The organism is Prevotella sp. P5-126, assembly GCF_002251185.1.
Taxonomy (GTDB): Bacteria; Bacteroidota; Bacteroidia; order Bacteroidales; family Bacteroidaceae; genus Prevotella.
The window spans coordinates 1-18,512 of sequence record NZ_NPIZ01000034.1; the positions used below are offsets into that span (position 1 = coordinate 1).

General features: G+C 45.1%; 8 protein-coding genes. All 8 read right to left on the reverse strand.

The features are described from left to right. Nucleotides 1-499: 499 nt before the first annotated feature. Nucleotides 500-2,395, reverse strand: a complete 1,896-nt coding sequence (locus CIK90_RS02950) for a WG repeat-containing protein (protein ID WP_094464316.1) — start codon at nucleotides 2,393-2,395, stop codon at nucleotides 500-502. Between the two features lie 144 nt (nucleotides 2,396-2,539). Further along, the gene (locus tag CIK90_RS02955) at nucleotides 2,540-2,809 is read right to left on the reverse strand and encodes a helix-turn-helix domain-containing protein (RefSeq protein ID WP_094464317.1); all 270 of its coding nucleotides are present in this window, start codon (nucleotides 2,807-2,809) and stop codon (nucleotides 2,540-2,542) included. A 1,021-nt stretch (nucleotides 2,810-3,830) separates the two neighbouring features. Beyond that, entirely contained in the window at nucleotides 3,831-4,559 is a 729-nt protein-coding gene (locus CIK90_RS02960; RefSeq protein ID WP_094436227.1) for an RNA methyltransferase, read from the reverse strand. A gap of 95 nt (nucleotides 4,560-4,654) precedes the next feature. Next, nucleotides 4,655-7,429, reverse strand: coding sequence for a PD-(D/E)XK nuclease family protein (locus tag CIK90_RS02965; RefSeq protein ID WP_094464318.1), 2,775 nt, complete (start codon nucleotides 7,427-7,429; stop codon nucleotides 4,655-4,657). After that, nucleotides 7,426-10,680, reverse strand: coding sequence for an exodeoxyribonuclease V subunit beta (locus CIK90_RS02970; RefSeq protein WP_094464319.1), 3,255 nt, complete (start codon nucleotides 10,678-10,680; stop codon nucleotides 7,426-7,428). The genes CIK90_RS02965 and CIK90_RS02970 overlap by 4 nt, the downstream gene beginning before the upstream one ends. Continuing rightward, nucleotides 10,674-12,695, reverse strand: coding sequence for a DUF5686 family protein (locus tag CIK90_RS02975; protein WP_144007207.1), 2,022 nt, complete (start codon nucleotides 12,693-12,695; stop codon nucleotides 10,674-10,676). Before CIK90_RS02975 ends, CIK90_RS02970 begins: the two co-directional genes overlap by 7 nt. A 38-nt stretch (nucleotides 12,696-12,733) precedes the next feature. Next, a complete protein-coding gene (locus CIK90_RS02980) occupies nucleotides 12,734-13,606 on the reverse strand; it encodes an RNA polymerase sigma factor RpoD/SigA (RefSeq protein WP_094390217.1) in 873 nt (290 codons plus the stop codon). Nucleotides 13,607-13,857: 251 nt separating this feature from the next. Beyond that, complete coding sequence (locus CIK90_RS02985; protein WP_144007208.1) at nucleotides 13,858-18,381, reverse strand: translocation/assembly module TamB domain-containing protein; 4,524 nt, start codon at nucleotides 18,379-18,381, stop codon at nucleotides 13,858-13,860. Nucleotides 18,382-18,512: the final 131 nt, after the last annotated feature.

An 18,512-nucleotide genomic window follows, 5' to 3' on the forward strand; every position in this document is an offset into this window, starting at 1 on the left:
AGATGTTTTGGAGTAGCGAAGACAGAGTGAGAGCGCGCTTTCACTATGCTGAGTCACGACAAAACAAACCATAGGTAAATCTTTGGAGGAAATCTTTAATGAAATATGGCCTTTGGCCAGAAATAATCATCGGATTGTTTTCGTTAAGCCATGAGCAGAATAAAGCTCGCTTTAATTATGCCATGGCGAGAAAACAAAGGCGTATGCCAATATAGACGGATATTAGACGGAAATAAAATCTTTAAATAAAAATCTCGACTGAAAATGCGCTCGAGTTCCTCGCTTTTGGGAAGGACTTTATTATGGATCGTATCGGAGATGCTCGTCTATTATTGGTTGTGGCGACAAAGGTAATCAAAAAATCTCAATATAAGTACAGATCATGATTACTTTTCATTCACTTTGGCGAGCCGAAGGCCTCATGTACGTTTCATATATTATGTGGGCTATTTATGTTTATGAGCAATCCTTTCAGACTGCTCATAAACAATTTTTGCGATTAGTATGCTGCAACTGTATCAACTGCTACAGTGTCAACTTCTTCTGTATCATAGTTACCGCCACCGTTATTCTTTCTATCAGGGAATAAGCTATTCAGGTAACCGTATGATATATCAGCATTCTCGCCATCTTCTACTACATCCTTGTATTTGTCAATAACAAGTTTGTTAGCATCGCCGAGATTGCCATACATGATCACGACCTTCTTCTTTTCCATATACATGAATGCAGTCTTTCCATCGTTGGTAGATATTACAGCAGCACCATTATTCTGCTTCACAATCTTACCCATTGATTTGAACTTTCCAACGAATGTATTCAATACATCACGAAGTTTACCATGCATCCTACCATCATTGCTGAACTGTAACTGGAAATAGTTCAATGACACACTATTATAAACATATCCTGTAGGTATCTTCTTGTCATGATACCAATACCAATCACCTATCGTATAGTCAATAATACGCTTGGTACGGAATGTTTCCTTTGTCAGTTTTCCGCTATAATGCATCTCAAAGATTGAAGACGTACTTGCAGGTTTCTGTACCATCCATATCTCATCGGTGTAATCGTACCAATATGGATCACCTGCCTTATGAGACTCGTTTGAAGGCGCATTTCCTGCTTTTACCTGAGCCTTAATAGCATCAGCTACCTTCAGATTGAAAGAAAAACCAAACATACCATCCTTTGTAATCTTGCAGTCTTCTACAAGCTTTTTCAAGTCCACGAAGTCGCTCTCAATGTAGTCTTCTCCTTCGTAAGTACTTATATTTACGATGTCTGGAAGTCCTGCGATAACACTTGCATCACGTGTGATGATTGAATATATTTTGTCGTTAGGCTTTACAATAGCATGTTCACCATCGAACATAGTGAATGGAGTTGCACTGACGTACGTCTCATCTCCTATCTGCTCATCTTTCTCGTTAACATACTTAGATTCAAATGTATCAGAGTCTTTCTTTACAATAGCCACAAGCATGTTGTCACCATCATAATACAAAAACTCATACTTTGCACGTATAAGAGTTTCGCCCTTTGTGTTCATAAGCCCCCAACCTTCACCATTGTAGTATGTGAACTTATCACCACAGATATTACCGATATTCTTAATCTTGAGAGATGGCTTTACCACTTCCTCGCCTTTATCATTTATGATACCCCAAGTTTCCTTGCCATCTTTCTTTACGCATATTGGTAGAAGACCATCAGAGAACATTTGTCTCACGTCCTCATATTTGTCTGCATTAAACTCGAATGCTGTTGAACCACTTGTTGTAAGTACCGTGAACTTGACCTTAGCCTTTTTGCCTTTCTTCAGATCATTACGATATTTGCTATTGACAGCAAGGAACTTGCCATCCCCACAGTTATTCATAACACAGTACTCCGGCTTTATCACGCAGTCACCGATTTGGTCAATAACACCAAATAAAGAGTCCACAGTCATAAAAACAGCATACCCCTTCTCGAATGTTCTGACTCCATCAACTTCTTTACCTTCAATCTTATCAAGAACCTTCTTTGTCTTGCCATCCGTATCAATGATAGAGACTGGCTTTCCCTTTTCTGCAACAAGAGCTACACCATTTCGGAATCCTGAGACATGAGCATAGTCTGCACCAACCTTTTGAGGTTTTTCTGTTGCATCAAACATTTCCCAACCTCCTTCAGCAGTTTGTACAAAGAATCTACCATCTCGAACTACGGTAGGCTTGTTCTTAAACTCCTCAGAAAAGAGCACTTTACCATCCAGTGAAATCATTCCCCACTGACCATCTGCCGTTTCCTGGAAAGGAATGAACTCGACCTTGCCGTTGTCCGTCTTGGAACACGAAGCAAAAAGCAATGCGGTTAGTACCGCGAAAACATAAGAAATCTGTCTCATAAGTATTATTGTTTTAGGATATTGAATCTACTATAAACTGCAAAGATACTCAAAAATGCCCAAATGAATACCATTAAAGTTAATTGAGAGAGTGTTGTGAGTTTTTGTTAAACCTCAGAGGTTTATGTTAAACCAACAGAATGATTATTCTCCCTTGCTAACCTTAATAATATGTCCGCAATAAGGACAGGTAAAACCATCTTCCGCAACCCTCATTTCTGGTTCATAGTAACCATCGAACAATGCTGCCATCGGAACCTCCAGAGCCTTTGCGAACTTCTGAATACCAGCAATGGTGATGTTCTTCTTCTCGTTAGCCACTTCACTAACGTATTGTGCAGTCACTCCCATACGTTTGCCAAGCTCATTAGCTGTAAGGTTCTTTTCCTTCATGATTCTGTCAATTCTCAGCATAATCTTTCATGTTTTAAGTGTTAATAAATAGCGTTGTTTTCATTCGAAAATTATTGTTTCATATATTTATCGTTTTAGTGGCTAAAAAGGTTATTTTGTATGCATAGGCATATTCACGTTGCAAATATACGAAGAAATCACTAATTAGCAAACCTATAAATACCTTTATTTATGCAATTTTGAGTTTTTACAGTTTTACAGTTTTACAGTTTTACAGTTTTTGAAAAGCAAAATGCACATACATATCAATGGCGTTCACGGATTTAACAGTTGACAGTTTCCATAAACGGAATTTTTTAGTTGCCTTACGGCAAGATGTTTTGGAGTAGCGAAGACAGAGTGAGAGCGCGCTTTCACTATGCTGAGTCACGACAAAACAAACCATAGGTAAATCTTTGGAGGAAATCTTTAATGAAATATGGCTTTGGCCAGAAATAATCATCGGATTGTTTTCGTTAAGCCATGAGCAGAATAAAGCTCGCTTTAATTATGCCATGGCGAGAAAACAAAGGCGTATGCCAATTTAAACGGATATTAGACGGAAATAAAATCTTTAACAAAAATCATTGACAAAAATGCGCTCTTCCTCAGGGTGTTGCCCTGGGCTAGGGAAACCATTGGGCTTTCAGCCCGCCTTTGCTTGTGCTTTAAAATCTTAAGAAGAAATCCTAACTGAAAATGCGCAACAGTACGTTGCTCTGCTGGAGGGATTTATTGGGGATCGCATCGGAGATGCTCGAATTTTTGGAGCAGTGAGAGCAGAGAATAAATCCAAAAATTTATTCTTTGCCGAGTCGCGACAAAAATAACCTATAGTAAATCTAAACAAGAATCTTGAACAAAATCTTTAACTAGAATCTCTAACCATAACCTTAACCTTAACGCAAACTACTAACCAACTAACCACTAACCACTAACCACTAAGCACTTAACGCTAACCACTAACCTATAACCTTTAAACTATAACCTATAACCTTTAAACTAAACACTCCGTGTGGTCCGTGGATAATAAAAGAATACACTACTGTCTGCGGCGGAATTCGGAGCAAGTGATGGCTGTGGCAATGGCGACATTCAGACTCTCTGCGCGCTCGCTACCCTGATGGAAATTGGGGATGAGGATGCGACGGGTGATGCGTTGGCGTATCGCTTCGGAGATTCCGTTTCCTTCATTTCCCATCACGATAATGCCTTCACTGGTAAGGGATTGGTCATAGATGTTGTTGCCATCGAGCAATGTGCCATAGACTGGGAATGTTTCAGGAAGGCTGTCGAGAAATTGTGGGAGGTCAGTATAGACGATGGGTAAATGGGCGATGCTTCCCATGGTGGCTTGTACTACCTTGGGATTGTAAATGTCTGCGGTGTCGGGGGAACAATAGATGCAGTCGATGCCAAACCAATCGGCTATACGGATGATGGTTCCTACGTTGCCTGGGTCCTGGACACCATCAAGTGCCAGCGAGAGATGACCTTCTGGGGCTATGGGGGCGGTGTTTGCGGGGATTTCAAGTACGGCCAACACCTCTTGCGGATGTTGCAAGAAACTGATGCGCTGGAGTTCTTCGTTGGTAACGAGTTGTGTGTCGGCTGTCATCATCGTAGTGGCGAAAATCTGACGTGCCTTGAAACCGGCACGCAGGAGATCGCCTACCACTTTCGGACCTTCTGCAACGAAAAGTCCTTCACGACGGCGGTTCTTCTTGAGTTCGAGACTGTGAACCCATTTTATTTGGTTTTTGCTAATCATTGGTGCAAAGTTACGATGATGTGGGCGAAAAACCAAAACAAAACTGGATTTTCTCCCACATGACATGGATTATCTTGTTGGACATTCGCCTCATCCTATGATATCTTACCACAGAGTTTGGTATAGGGACAATTGGAACAGCTTTTCCCATCGGGAGATGGCGTGAAGTCAACCTCAGGATTGAAGATCTCGTCGATCACAGTCCTTAGGTGACTATTGAAATCTTCCAGATAGGGAAGCATGTCGCTGATGGGTTCCTTACCAAAACAGAGGGTCGGGTCGTAATCGTCGGAAGCGGCATGCTGGATGAAGAGTAGGGCAGGGCTTACCGGCAACTGGTGGGGATTGACGGAACTGTCGGTCGCCACGATATTGCCATAGAGCAGCGTCTGGAGATAATAGCCACGATGCGAGTCGTTGTCGGCAAAGATATCATCCACGTCTTTTGCCATCTTCATCTGGCTTCCTCCCGTCTTGTAGTCCACCACACGGATGCGCTCTTTGGCAGTATCGCAATCAACAGCATCGAGGCGGTCTATCGTACCGCCAATCGTAGTAGTAAACTGTCGGTCGCCCATCTTCACTTGCCAGTCGCACATCACCTGTCCTTCGAGTTTATAGACCTCAAAAGGAGCCTGTCGGTAGTCTAACTTCAGCAGTTGGCGCAAGTAATGGATAATCACCTCCCGATTGATGAGTTGCAGTCCGTTGAGCGCAGCACCGGCAGGTAATTGTTTGCGAAAAGCCGTGTCAACAGCCTGGGCGACGGCCGTCTTTGACTTCAGCAGCTGCCCAATCTGCGCCTTTTCAATCCGGCATCCATGTTGCGTCATCTGTTCATAAAGGTGTTGGGCAGCATCATGGAAGATAATACCGAAAAGGCGGTCGTCAATCTGCAGTTCATCATCATCGAGTTCGTAGAGGTTGGACACATACTGATAGAAGAACTGTAACGGGCAGGAACGGTAGCTGTTGATGGCTTTCGGAGTGAGCAGCGGCCTGTTGGTATTCGGGCGTTTGACAAATCTACGGTAGAGGATCTGCATGATTTCCGGTGTCTTGCTAATCGCCTGCGGTTGCATAATGGTCGGTTCCTGTTGCGCTTTGAGATAGTGATGCTGAATGGTCTGTGGAGCTTCAACCATGAGTTGGAGCATGAAACGACTCATCTCATGGGCATTGCCATCGTCAGTACCGTTGTTATACACCAAGGTGATATCGGTGGCACGCTGCAGAAGTCTGTGGAAGTAGTAGGCATAGATCGCCGTCTTGTGTTCGACGGTGGTCAGTCCGTACACCTTTCTGAGGCTGTGGGGAATGAATGAGCTGTCGTTGACACCTTTAGGCATATTGCCTTCGTTGCACGACAGGAGTATGATGTGGTCGAAATCGAGGTTGCGCGATTCGAGTATTCCCATGACCTGTATGCCTTCTGCCGGTTCTCCATGAAATGGAATGGATGTGGACTGTATCAACTGTCGGAGCAAGCGTTGCAGGGTGACGCTATCAATATTCAGGTCACCATCAGCAGCCAATCCCTTCATACGGTTTACTAACGTATAGGCGCGGAATACGGATTCCGATCGTAATGCCATGGCATTAGGGTCGGCGTCAGTGGTCTGACTCATGTCGGTGGCAATGGTGCGGATGATGGTGCATAGCCAATCGAGGATGGCATGGATACGGGAGTCGCTCTGCTGTTGGCAACTATCGAGCAGTTCGTCGGTAATCCATTTGTTGTAAGGATGTTGACGGATTGTCTTATAGTAAAACTTTGGCTTGTTTGAGGTTTGCCATGCCACCAATAGAGCGAGGAGTGAAGCGATGGGCGTTTGCGCCAAGGGGTAGCCCGTGGTGATATTGACCTTTCCGATATTGTCGGGAATGGAATGGATCACCATGGGCAGGAGGTTCTCGTTGCAGAGGAGGATCGCCGTGCGTTTCCCACCATTTTTCCGCTGTTCATCAGCGAGCCAATCGGCAATATAATGTGCTTGAATATTTTCTGTTGGCGCAGCAACAAAACGGATCTGTTTGTCGTTTGCAAACTGTCGATAGATCTCTTCCCGTGAGTGATCGAGTTCGTTGGGAAAGGATGAGAGGTATTGAGAGATAAAGAATCCAGCCTCATGTCCTTTCATATAATAGTCATCGAAATCCCAATAGAATTTAGCCTTACCTTGCTGTTGCAGATGTCGGAAGAGCGCCTGCTCCACCTTGTTGAGGAGATTGAAGCCCACGAAAATATAGGTATCGTAGTTCAGAGTGATGGATCTGTTCTCCACCACATCCCGATACAACATACCCTCGTATGCCAGTTGTTGGTCAGCGAGTCTCTGCCGGAAGCGATGATAGATATCGGCAAAGTGTTGCCAGAGTTTCAGGAACCGCTGTTTGAGTTCTGAATGATCGTCATCGTTGAAATTGCTGAAAAAGCGCTTAATGACAGCACGTTGTTCATCGGTCAGATAACTGATGTCGTCGAGTTCGTGAAGGTCACGGATATTGGCAAAGACATGATCGGCATCAGCCCTGTTTTTGTCGATATCATCGAAATCGGCAAGGAGGAGCTGTCCCCAGCCGTAGAAGTGGTCTAAGGTTTCATCAATTCCCGTCACCTCAACAAACGTCTTATGGATATCGCTCACCAGTTTGATGGGATCGGCAACGCTCCATTCCGATTGCGACCGGAAGAGTTCGCTAATGGTGAGGTAGGCCGGACTCCAGATGGGGCGGTCAGCCAATCGGGCGAGGTGCTCGTTGATGAACAACGAGGCACGCTTGTTGGGGAAAACAATAGCCGTCCGTGAGAGGTCTGTACCTTGTTTGCTGATAATATCTTCTGCTACAAATTCAAGAAATGTCTTCATACCGTTTCAATTTTATTAGTATAAACATACCAGAGGAAACCCTCTACCTGTGAATGTCCCATCTTCCGGATCAGATCCATGTATTCCTTGACCTGGGTTTGGTGTTCAGGTTTGGGGCGTCCAAACTTGAAATCGACCACGACAAAACGTTCGCCGTCGCTCATCACGCGGTCAGGCCGCCGTTCCACGACATGGCCGTTGTCATCGGTAGAAAGAATGGTACATTCATTATAAAGCGTCCAAGATGGCGAGAACCATGCCTTGACGCGACTGTCCTGTAAACGCTTGCGCAGCATGTCTTTGAGGCGTGCCGTAGTAATCTCCTGGTCGTAGATGATACCTTCCTGTTCCAGTTCCAACAGGGCACGCTCTATATCGTCAACGGTACGAATGGTAGAGAACACATGGTGGAGCACATTACCCATCTTGATGTATGATTGGGCAGTAAGCGTCTCTTCATCGTTTTCATCAGCCACAAACTCCATGCTTTTGTTGCTCTGGCGGAACTGAGTGTTCTGCCGGAACGTCTTCATAGACACCTCAAGAGGCGTTGGAATCTGCAGGAATACGTTGTCGCTACGCTTCTGCGTCTTCTGCGTGTGTGTTGCAGGCGTGCCGTAGGTAAAGACAACGTTCGTCTCCTCATCTTCTATGCCCTCGATGGTACTTCCGGCAAGATGATCGGCAATCTGCGGCAACACCTTCATGATTTGGGAAGAACGCGTCTTGGCCGATTGGCGCTTACCAATGACGAAAAGACTCTTGGAAGCTCTGGTAAAAGCGACATAGAGGATATTGAGGTTATCGACTGTCAGCTGAAGGTGTTCCTCTTCGTAATCGGAAGCATAGATGCTTTCACGCATTCTCTTGCTGTAGTCAATCAAGGCAACTGGAAGTTGGTTGAAGGGTTCCACCTGAGGGTGACACCACAGCGTATCGTCCATTTCCATTTTCCAACTGCAGTAGGGGATGATGACATGGTCGTACTCCAGTCCTTTACTCTTATGGATGGTGAGAATGCGTATTCCCTCCACCTGGTCGCTCTGGATGGTCTTTTTATGTGCGTCCTGATTCCAATAGTCTATGAAGGCTTCAATACCCGTACTGTTGTCCATGGCGAAATCGCTAAGGATGTCGAAAAACTTACAGACGTATGCACTTTGGCTTGTTACACGATGTAACGAGAAGATATCGTAGATTCGTTCTGCCAGTTCTAACAATGGCAACTGAATCAACTCTTTCATCCCGTTGACAAAGGGTTCGGGCAACATCTCATCGAGGTCTTTGGTGGCAAGGAGGCAGTCTCTTTGCGTCCAGCTCACATCGTCGAGAATGAGTTGATGGTAATTCTTCACCAGTTGTGCTTTGACGAGTTTGTCGTTGGGGTGGGCCAACAGCCACAAGGCATCAACAATCAGATTGACAGGTGCAGCATAGTCCAGTCTGAATGCCTCATCGCTCACCACGTTGACATCAGGCAACTCACCCGTGATATAATTGGCAATACCACCAATCACCGTATTGGTGCGCGTGAGGATGGCGATGTCCGACTGCCGTACCCCCTCATCAAGCAGTTGACTGATACGGGACGTCAGGAGTTCCAGCGTATGCTGGCTATAGTCCTCGGTAGGCAGGAGCTGTATTTCCACATACCCTTGATCCGGCTTGGTATCGGGTACTTGTTGGCAAACATCATGGTAAGCATGTTCGAGAGATGCCGCACCATTGATATCCTCCTCCGTCAAGTCGTCGTATTCCTGCTTTGCCAAGGTGGTAAAGAAAGTATTGTTGAAATCGATGATATTGCGTTGCGACCGATAATTGGTTTGCAGCGATTCCACTTGCATCATGTTGCTAGGAAACTGGCGTTCGATATCGTTGAGCAGTCGCCAGTCGCCAGACCGCCAACGGTAGATGCTCTGTTTCACATCGCCCACAATCAGGTCGCGCGACTCCCCATGGCTCATACATTCCTGTAGGAGAATTTTGAAATTCTCCCATTGTATCGTCGAGGTGTCTTGAAATTCATCGATCATGACATGTCGCAGTTGTGCACCAATCTTCTCAAAGACGAACGGCGTATCGGACTCGCCGATCAGTTCATGGAGCAGATGTTGTGTATCGCTCAGGAGAAAGGTGTTAGACTCTTCGTTGATCTGTTTGACGGTCTGCTCAATACTATGCAACAGGCGCAGGTTGTTAAGGTGGCTCAACGTCAGTCGTGATGAGTTGATGATTTTCCATTTACTCTCACGGTTCTCTATGACGAAACGGAGAAGAGGAATCAGCTTGGACTCGGCAAGGGCGATAATCTCTTGGCGTCGCGGGTGTTTCTTAGAAGCCCAGTTGTCGGCACTCTCCAAGCATGCCAAGGCACGTTTGCCGATGATGTCCTCCTCGTATTTACCATTACCGATGCTGACAAACAAACCAGCTACGCCCGATTTTCCATAGGGGAGATCAGCCATGGTGAGGTTGTTGTCTTCAAGGGTTTCGAAAAACGATTCACTGGTTTGCCTGAAACATTTTTCAGCATCTTGCGCAACGTCGTGCAACTGTTTGACGTATGATTCTATAAACCCATCGCGCTGCATCACTTCTTCAAGGATTTCACGGTGCGTCTTGTAGTCATCGTGGAAGATGGTACATCCGAAATACTTGATATCATGGAGTAGTGTATTGTTGCGCGTGTCGCTATTGGTCCATCCTTTGTCGTCTTTGATATTTTCCATGATATAGCCCAAGAGCCATTGCAGCATAGGGTCGCTGCTCTTGAGGTTTTCCAACATCATATCTACCGCGAGCGATTCCACCTGAACACCATTGATTCCCACCTGCAGATTGGCAGTAAGGTTCAGTTCGCGTGCAAGGTTGCGCAATACACTTTGGAAAAAGGCATCAATGGTCTGTACGCGAAACTGATGATAGTTATGGATGAGCAGATGCAAGGCAATGCCAGCACGTTGTCTGACGACAGCAGCACCAAGACCAGTTTCAGCCTCCACCTTTGCAGCATAGCTTTGCGAGTCGGGCAGTTCATTCCAAATGCCATAGAGTTGGCTGAGAATACGTTGTTTCATCTCTTCCGTAGCCTTATTGGTAAAGGTCACGGCAAGAATCTGATGATAGTTCTGCGGATTAGCCACCAGCAGTTTGATGTATTCGGTGGCAAGTGTAAAGGTCTTACCACTTCCGGCACTCGCCTTATAGACGGTCAGCGGACGAATAGGGGATGTTGGATTTGTTACCATTTTCTGAAAAGTTCAAAGGTGAATTTACAACCAATTTCCTGATATTGCGTCTTGAGGAAACTGGCAAAGAGTCCGATGGACACGAAACGCGTGGTGAAGCCGTAGCCGATCTCGGTATAGGGCCGTGTGTGTTCTATCGACAAGGTGCTGAGGTAGATACGCTCGGTTTCTATGTAACGGCCTATCCATGGCATCCAAGACAGCATCAGTAACGGCGATTCATAGGACACATGACCACGAAGATAATAATCCGAGGCATTATACCAGTTGCGTGACAACAACTGAAACTGTCCAGTCCAATCGTCATCCCAACCGTTGGGCAAGTTCTCATCTCTGAAATTGGCATAATCCACGAAATAACTTGTCTTCTGGTTGGTATAGAAGCCTCCTCCAAATCTTACATTAAGAAGGCGCATGCAGTCCATTCGCTTCTGGTAGGTCGCATCAAACTCCCACCGTTCGTATTCCAGGTTAGACCGTAGTACATTACGGATGCTGCGCTCGTAATTGGCTGTGAGGATGGGACCTTTCTTCCAGGGCGTGAACTGTAGCGTCAGCAAAGGAGAGAAACTTCGATACGTCACAGAATGTCCAGCCTCTTGCATCATTTTCTTGTTGACCGCAGTACGTTGGTGGTAAATCAAACCGGCCGTCACCTCAAACCAGTCTGTTATACCTATATTATTGACCATCTTGAGGTTGTTGTCGTTGAAATATTGCAGCTCGCTCAGCTGTTCGTCAGTAGCCGCCTGCGATCTGTTGTTGATCTTATCAATAACGCTGGAGTTGGTGATTCTATTACCGTTAGCCCATATCACCTCTGCATATCCATCTCTTTTCGGATTGTACGTCATGCGGAGTGGGGCAGTAAAGTAAAACTGCTTGATTTTGAAATTATAACCCAGGCGTGGTGTGAAAGTGAGGTATCGATGAGCATTCCAAGCGTATTGCATGCTGATTTTCATTTTATACGCCAAACCCCGACTCTGACTATAGCTCAAATACAACGGGTTGAAGAGAGGCGACGCCTTGATACTTGCACCTCCAGCATTCAGGCTCATGCTGCTGATGAGTTGATCGCCAATCACATCAACAGCCCATTCCTTCCATTTGCTGCGCTTGATAGTATCTTGACCTATACTGTCTGTTTTCGACCTCATCGAATGGTAATGGGCGTAGATCTCATTCTCCAGTTTACCAAGCGGTGTGGTGCGCAAGGTGTCCATCATCTTTCTGTCAGCCTGAATGTGGATGGTGTCAGCTACCTCCTTTGGAGCATTGTAGGTTGCTATGAAGCGAGCATCAATACTATTGCCAATAAATCCCAGATGTGCCTCGGTAGAGCACCATTGAGGTAAGCGTAATTCCCGTTCGTCGGTGTTGGGAATCACCTGCACGCGGAAAGCAATCATATCGTATTCGCCTTTGAAAGAGGCTAGATGGATCCGTCCTGTTCGTTGATCTACAATGGCATTACCTGTAACCAATTGTGTATTGTTCAGACGGGGGCGGAAGTCGATACGAAACATGTTATTAGAAACATGATGTGTTGTAAAGCGGTAGAAATGTCTGTTGCTGCGATGAAATGGCGACAAAAGACGCTGGTCGTAGATGGTCTTGCCATAAAGGTCGGGGGTGAGATATTCCAAGGTGGTGGGCATCACGCTCCGATTGCGAGGGATAGTACCACTCACCACCTGTCGCTTCATCTTGAAATGGCCGTCCTTGTCAATATTCAGTTTGCCATACACTTCTCCGATGTACCTCCGTTCTCCCTTCGCTACAACATACATGCTTGGCACAAGAAACAGAATAGGGTTGCGGCGTCTGGCATCTATCACATACCGCATATATGAGTTTGAAGTGGAATCGGAATAAAACACGGGTAATTTTCGCCCATACTCCCATACACGCTGAATTAATAACGAGTCTGTTGGCTGACTCGCATAAACAAAGATGCTGGACATGAAAATCATCATGCCCAGCATCATTATTCTGGCGGATGGGTGTTTCATGCCTCAAAATTACGGAAAAATTCCAAGGCATCCAAACTTTATCCCAAATATTTCATCAATATCTTAGCGTTGCCCGATTCGCGCAACTTGGTGATGCTCTTTTCGCGAATCTGACGGACACGCTCGCGAGTGAGTCCCAACTGGTCGCCGATTTCCTCAAGACCCTTTTCGTGGCAACCAATTCCGAAGCATTGGCTGATAATGGTAATCTCACGATCTTTCAGCACTTTCTTCAATACGGCATTGAGCTCCTGAGCCATTGACTCGTGATCTACATGACGGTCGGTACGTGAATCATCACCACCTGCCATAACGTCAAGCATACAGTTGTCTTCACCCTCTTGGAATGGGGCGTCAATACTAACATGGTGACCATCAGCCATCAAACTCTGACCAATCTTCTCTTCGTCGAGATTGGTAGCGTCGCTCAACTCAGCAACAGAAGGATGGCGCTGATGTTCCTGTTCGAATTTGTTGATCTCGTGGGTAATCTTGTTCAGACTTCCAACCTGGTTCAGAGGCAAACGCACGATACGGCTTTGCTCTGCAATAGCCTGAAGAATAGACTGGCGAATCCACCATACTGCATAGGAAATGAATTTAAAGCCGCGTGTCTCATCAAATTTCTGAGCAGCCTTAATCAATCCAATGTTTCCTTCGTCAATCAAATCAGTCAAGGTCAGACCTTGGTGCTGGTATTGTTTGGCCACGGAAACCACGAAACGCAGATTGGCTGTGACAAGTTTGTCTTTTGCACGCTCACCCTCAGGACCACCTTTGCGGATCTTTTGTGCAAGTTCGATTTCTTCGTCAACACTAATCAGCGGGGCACGTCCGATTTCTACAAGATACTTATCAAGTGCTTCACTCGAACGATTCGTGATACTTTTCTGAATTTTAAGCTGTCTCATCCTTTTTAAATCTTCTTCTTCTTCTTTAAACTTAACCTCTTGAAAATCAATAAAGTACATAAAATGTACTCAAAAATCTCTGCAAAGTTACTAAAAAAATCAATACGCTGCACGTTTTTAACAACTTTTTTGTATTAAAAAACATTAAAGTATAATCTTCGACCAGTATGCACTTGGAGGAAACAAGAAATCTTACCATATCGTCTGTGTGCGCCGTAGATATTGATTGACCTGTTAGCGACAAGAAACTATTATTGTTTCTTCTCCTTTTTTTCCTTTTTTGCCTTTGTCGCCTTTTTCTTTCTGATGCCGAACAAATCGCGCAGGTTACTAAAATCTTTCTTGATGATCAGGCCGAGTCCCTGGGTGTTAAGACTTGATTTTGTGAAATAGCGGTCATTGGTCTGATTATACACTTTCAAGGCAAGGTTTCCGTTGGGCACCAACAGATAGCGCACATCAAAGTCACCAATAAATGTTGTGTTGGCGGTATTGGCTTTGTCACGGTAACCAAATTGTCCGTTGAGGAGTAATCGGTTGTTGAACATCCTACCGCTGACAATACCCTCGTATTCCGCATTGTTCCATCCTTCGTCGCCCGTGGAAATATTAGCGCCAAAACTCCAATCGTTACTTTTGATGACTGATTTAAGCAAGGTGTTGATTTGACTGCTCAGCGTACCCGACAACAAACCTTGCATGGCCAGCGACGTTTGGTTTTGTTGTGTTTCCCCCGCTTCCGCATTATTCGCACCCTGTGGGTAGAATCGACCGAAGCCAAGGAGGTAGAGCACCTGTTGGTTCATTTCTTCTTGTCCGTTAATAATCGATCGAACCATCTGTTTTTCGTCTGTATTGACATTCGGCATGTCAAGATCGAAATCCACTATGGGGTTTGACGGTTGTCCCGTGATATTCATCAGGCAGTTGACTTTAACCGTATTCGAGAAACTCTTGCCGACGTTGAGGTCGCTCAACGATACGCCATTTACTGCATGCAAGGCCTGTAGGTTCAGCGTAGCTTCATAAGGGTCACCTGCAAAGACGATAGTACCTCCGGGTTGGAAGGTAAAGTCTTTCTTGATAATTTCCTGTATAGTCACACCGTAGGTTCCATGTTCAACATGGTATGTTCCAAACATCTGAAAACCGCCTTTGTTAAACCATGTGGCACGCAGGATGCCGTTTCCGTTGAGCGTGATATAATCGTTTGTCTGGTTATCCATCAGCAAGCGTAGTGTAGCATTCGGCGTACAGTTGATAAGGAAGTTGATGCGCATATCAGAACGGTCCTCCAACGGATTGTCTGTCGTGACTTCCTGAGATGTTTGGTTGAGTTTTGTGTCATTATCTCGATGTGTCACCCAACTGATAAACTCCTGATTGCCGATGGCATCGGGTTGCGCTACATTATAGGTAAAAGACGAACCCTTTTCCGGCGTGATATTCAGGTCGATGGTCGTTTCATTGGGACGTCCGTGAATACCCACGCGACCAGTACCATAGACTGTACCATAGAACGTGTCGTCTCTGAAGTCGTTGAAATCATAAGCCAAGAGATGGTTGGCATCGACATAGAGGTCGTAGGTGAGGTTGGTGAGGTGCTTGTGGTGTATGCCACCCGTCATCAGTCCTCTTTGGTTGTTTTTGTCATAGATGTAGCATGAAGCAAAGGAAATTTCGTCAGGGACAAGATTAATCGTATCGTTTTTAAGATAATACGTACATCCTGTCGGTTTCACATGTGCTTCACCATTGACAACCAGTTGACCTTCTATGTTAATAGTACTCAGCGGTCCAAACAGTCGTACGGCGCCCAGAGCCGATCCGTCGATGTGAGAGATGAAGCTCTTAGTGAACGAATGCATAAATTCTATTCTGGTGTTCTCCGCCCTGATGCCGAGGTCTATAAAACTCTTCACAGGAGAAACATAACCTTCAATATAGGTTTTAGAGTCGCGACCATTTGAGATCTGTCCGTCATCGGCAATGGCATGAATATCGATTTGCTGGTCTTGTTCGTTCCATACTACATTGGCATTTAGCGTACCCATGCGACCATGTTCAAACTCAAAACCGTCAACGGCCAGTTGTGCCGATGCTTTAGGTTTTTTGCTGAAGATGGCATGAGCCAAAACCTGTCCTGTAGCATGACCATTGAAATCTACGGCATGGAAATTCACCAGTTCGAGGATGTATTCTATGTCAATATCGTTGAGGTTCACCACAATACCGTCATCCTCTGAGGGTGATGCTGTTCCGTCTATGACGAGGTGTTGGCTATCGTGTTTGATCGTGAAATTCTTAATGCTAACATGCTTAGGAGCATAGTATATCGAGCTCGGTTCAACATTCCACCATGTATTATGTATGTTGATGCGCGATGGATTGATCTGAACATTGGCCGCATGTTGCCCGTTTTCCGTCTTATGGAAGATTGTTGTGGCATTAAGCGTTCCTTCCATATTTTTTTCAACCTTATGATTGTTCCAATGGAGGGAGGTGTTCAACTGATTATGGTGTGCATCGGCTTGGAGTTTAAGATCGATGCGGTCGTCATTATCCATCATTTTTGCCACACCCAACTGACAGACTAAAGTATCGCCAGGCGTATGGATATTGGCATAGGCGTCACGGTAGCAATTGCCGTTAAAGTAAAATTCAGCAGCGCTTCCTTTCAGGTTGATAGTGTGCGTGTTATCATTCACAAAACCATCTATCGTGACAGGTTTGCGGATAGCCATAGGCACCTTCAGCAAGCGTTGCAACCAGTCGCCTCTTGTGATGTGCAGATGAATCGAGAAATCATTATTGGCAGCTGATTGCCGTTTATTCTTATACGCTGTTGTATTGCCATTTGACTGACTGTAATCAAACTTGGTTCCCTGACCATTTGTGGGCAAGCCGGGAAGGGTAGGCAGTTGGTTGGCGAGGAAATCGGTAAAGCTCTTTGTCAGGGTCTTATAGTCAAACTTTCCCATGATTTCAGCCTGTGCGAAGTCACTACGGAGGCGCATGAAATGGGTGTCGCCTTCATATCCTGTCATGATATGCAACTGATCAAACTCATAACTGTCTGTTGACGACAACATCGAGAAATTGTCAATTTTCACCGAACCCGTTGAATTGTCTATCCTACTGCCTCTGATGTCAGATGATATATCGGCAAAGAATCTGGCGTCACCCCATTTGTCGGAGAGGTTGATGGCTTTAGGAGAGAAGTTGAGTATCGATGCTTTGATCTGAATGTTTCGTTCGTTATGGTTCATCTGACACAGTCCAGAGATGTCCAGTCCGATATTAGGATCGTCGATAGAGAGGTTTCCGCCAACTTCTTTACTGTCGTAACGTGCGTCAATCTTGATATTGCGAAATGGGTATTCGTTATAGATAAACTGCCCTATATTTCCCTTGGCTTGTACCAGAAAATGTTGACGGTCCAGCGAACCATTCACGGCAATATCTGCTGATACTTGTCCGAAATGAGCATCGTTGAGCAGCTGTTGCAGATTGATGCTCTCTGTTTTGATGTCTGCCTGGAAGGATTGGTCAGCTTCTTTGTCGAAATTCAGTTTCAGACTTCCCACATCCGTACGGATTTGTTGTTGTACTTTGATGACATCCAACGCTGTACCTGTTGCAAGACCATGCATTTGTATATCCCCCATTCTTACCAGAGGGGCGGGTGGGGTAAAGCGTGTGCCTTTCAGGTTTTCTGATATAAAACCAATGGTTTGAGCCGACAACGATAGATTGTTGACATGCGCAAGCCATTGGGGTTTTTCTGTAATATTCTTTACCCATCCGTTGCAATCGATGTCAATATCTCCCGATGTGGATTCTACCAAGAGCTGTTCAATGTCTAAGTCATCCTTCTCGCCTTTGAATTTCGACCTAAACGAGATGGTGCCTTTGAACTGCTTGAGGGAAGGTACAAAAGCACTCAGGTCACTTAGCGCGATATGTGATGGTTTTATTTCACCATGATACCTTAACGCTTCCAAGTCTATCTTTTTGTCTTTTATACGGTAGTCGGCTTCCATTTCTCCCAAAGCCAACTGGGTGTCAGGCAGTTTTAAGTCAAGACTTTTGAGCTTGCAACGGTTACGTCCACATTCCAATTGAAATGCCAGTCGCTTAACATCCAGTCCGCCCTGTTCTTTCATGGAAATGTTTTTGGCAATGACATTCAGCGAGTCGTTTGTGAGCGTTTTAATTAGAATATGTGAACTGAGGTCCGTCACTTTGATATGATTCACATCAAACTGCCCGTATCTTCTTGCTATCCAGTTCTTATCGTAGCTGACGGAAGTACGTCGCATGATGAGCGAGCCCAACCTTAAATCGAGTTTGCTATCACTTTTCGATTCTTTGGAAGCAAGTGAGTCGAGCACAAACTGGAAATTGGGTTTGTCTTCAGGTCTGTTTTGGTAGAGACTGATTTTTCCTCCGAAAATCTGTGCGGTTGAAATATCGATCTTTCCCGATGTAATGAGGGAGATGAGGTTGATTCTCACGCTCATGCGATTGGCGACTAATAGCTGTTTTCCCGACTGGTCGTCCATAGAGATTTTATCGACAACGAGTCTGTTAAGCCATCCGGGATTGACACTACCGATCTTGACATTTGTTCCCAACTTATCGCCTATGGCAACAGCAATTCTCTCCCCAGTATATTGTTGTATGCTGGGGATGGAGAACGTAAGGATTGTCAGCAGATAGACAGCAATGACCGCCCATATCGTGATTTTAAGGATATATTTCAGTATCTTCACTGGCAATATGTTCTTACTACTGGTCAAAAACTGACAAATAGAGATTGCAAAATGTTTTCATTTAACATGTTTGAGCCACAAAATTACATTAAAAAGTTGTGAATATTAAATATTTTGCGAATTATTTATGC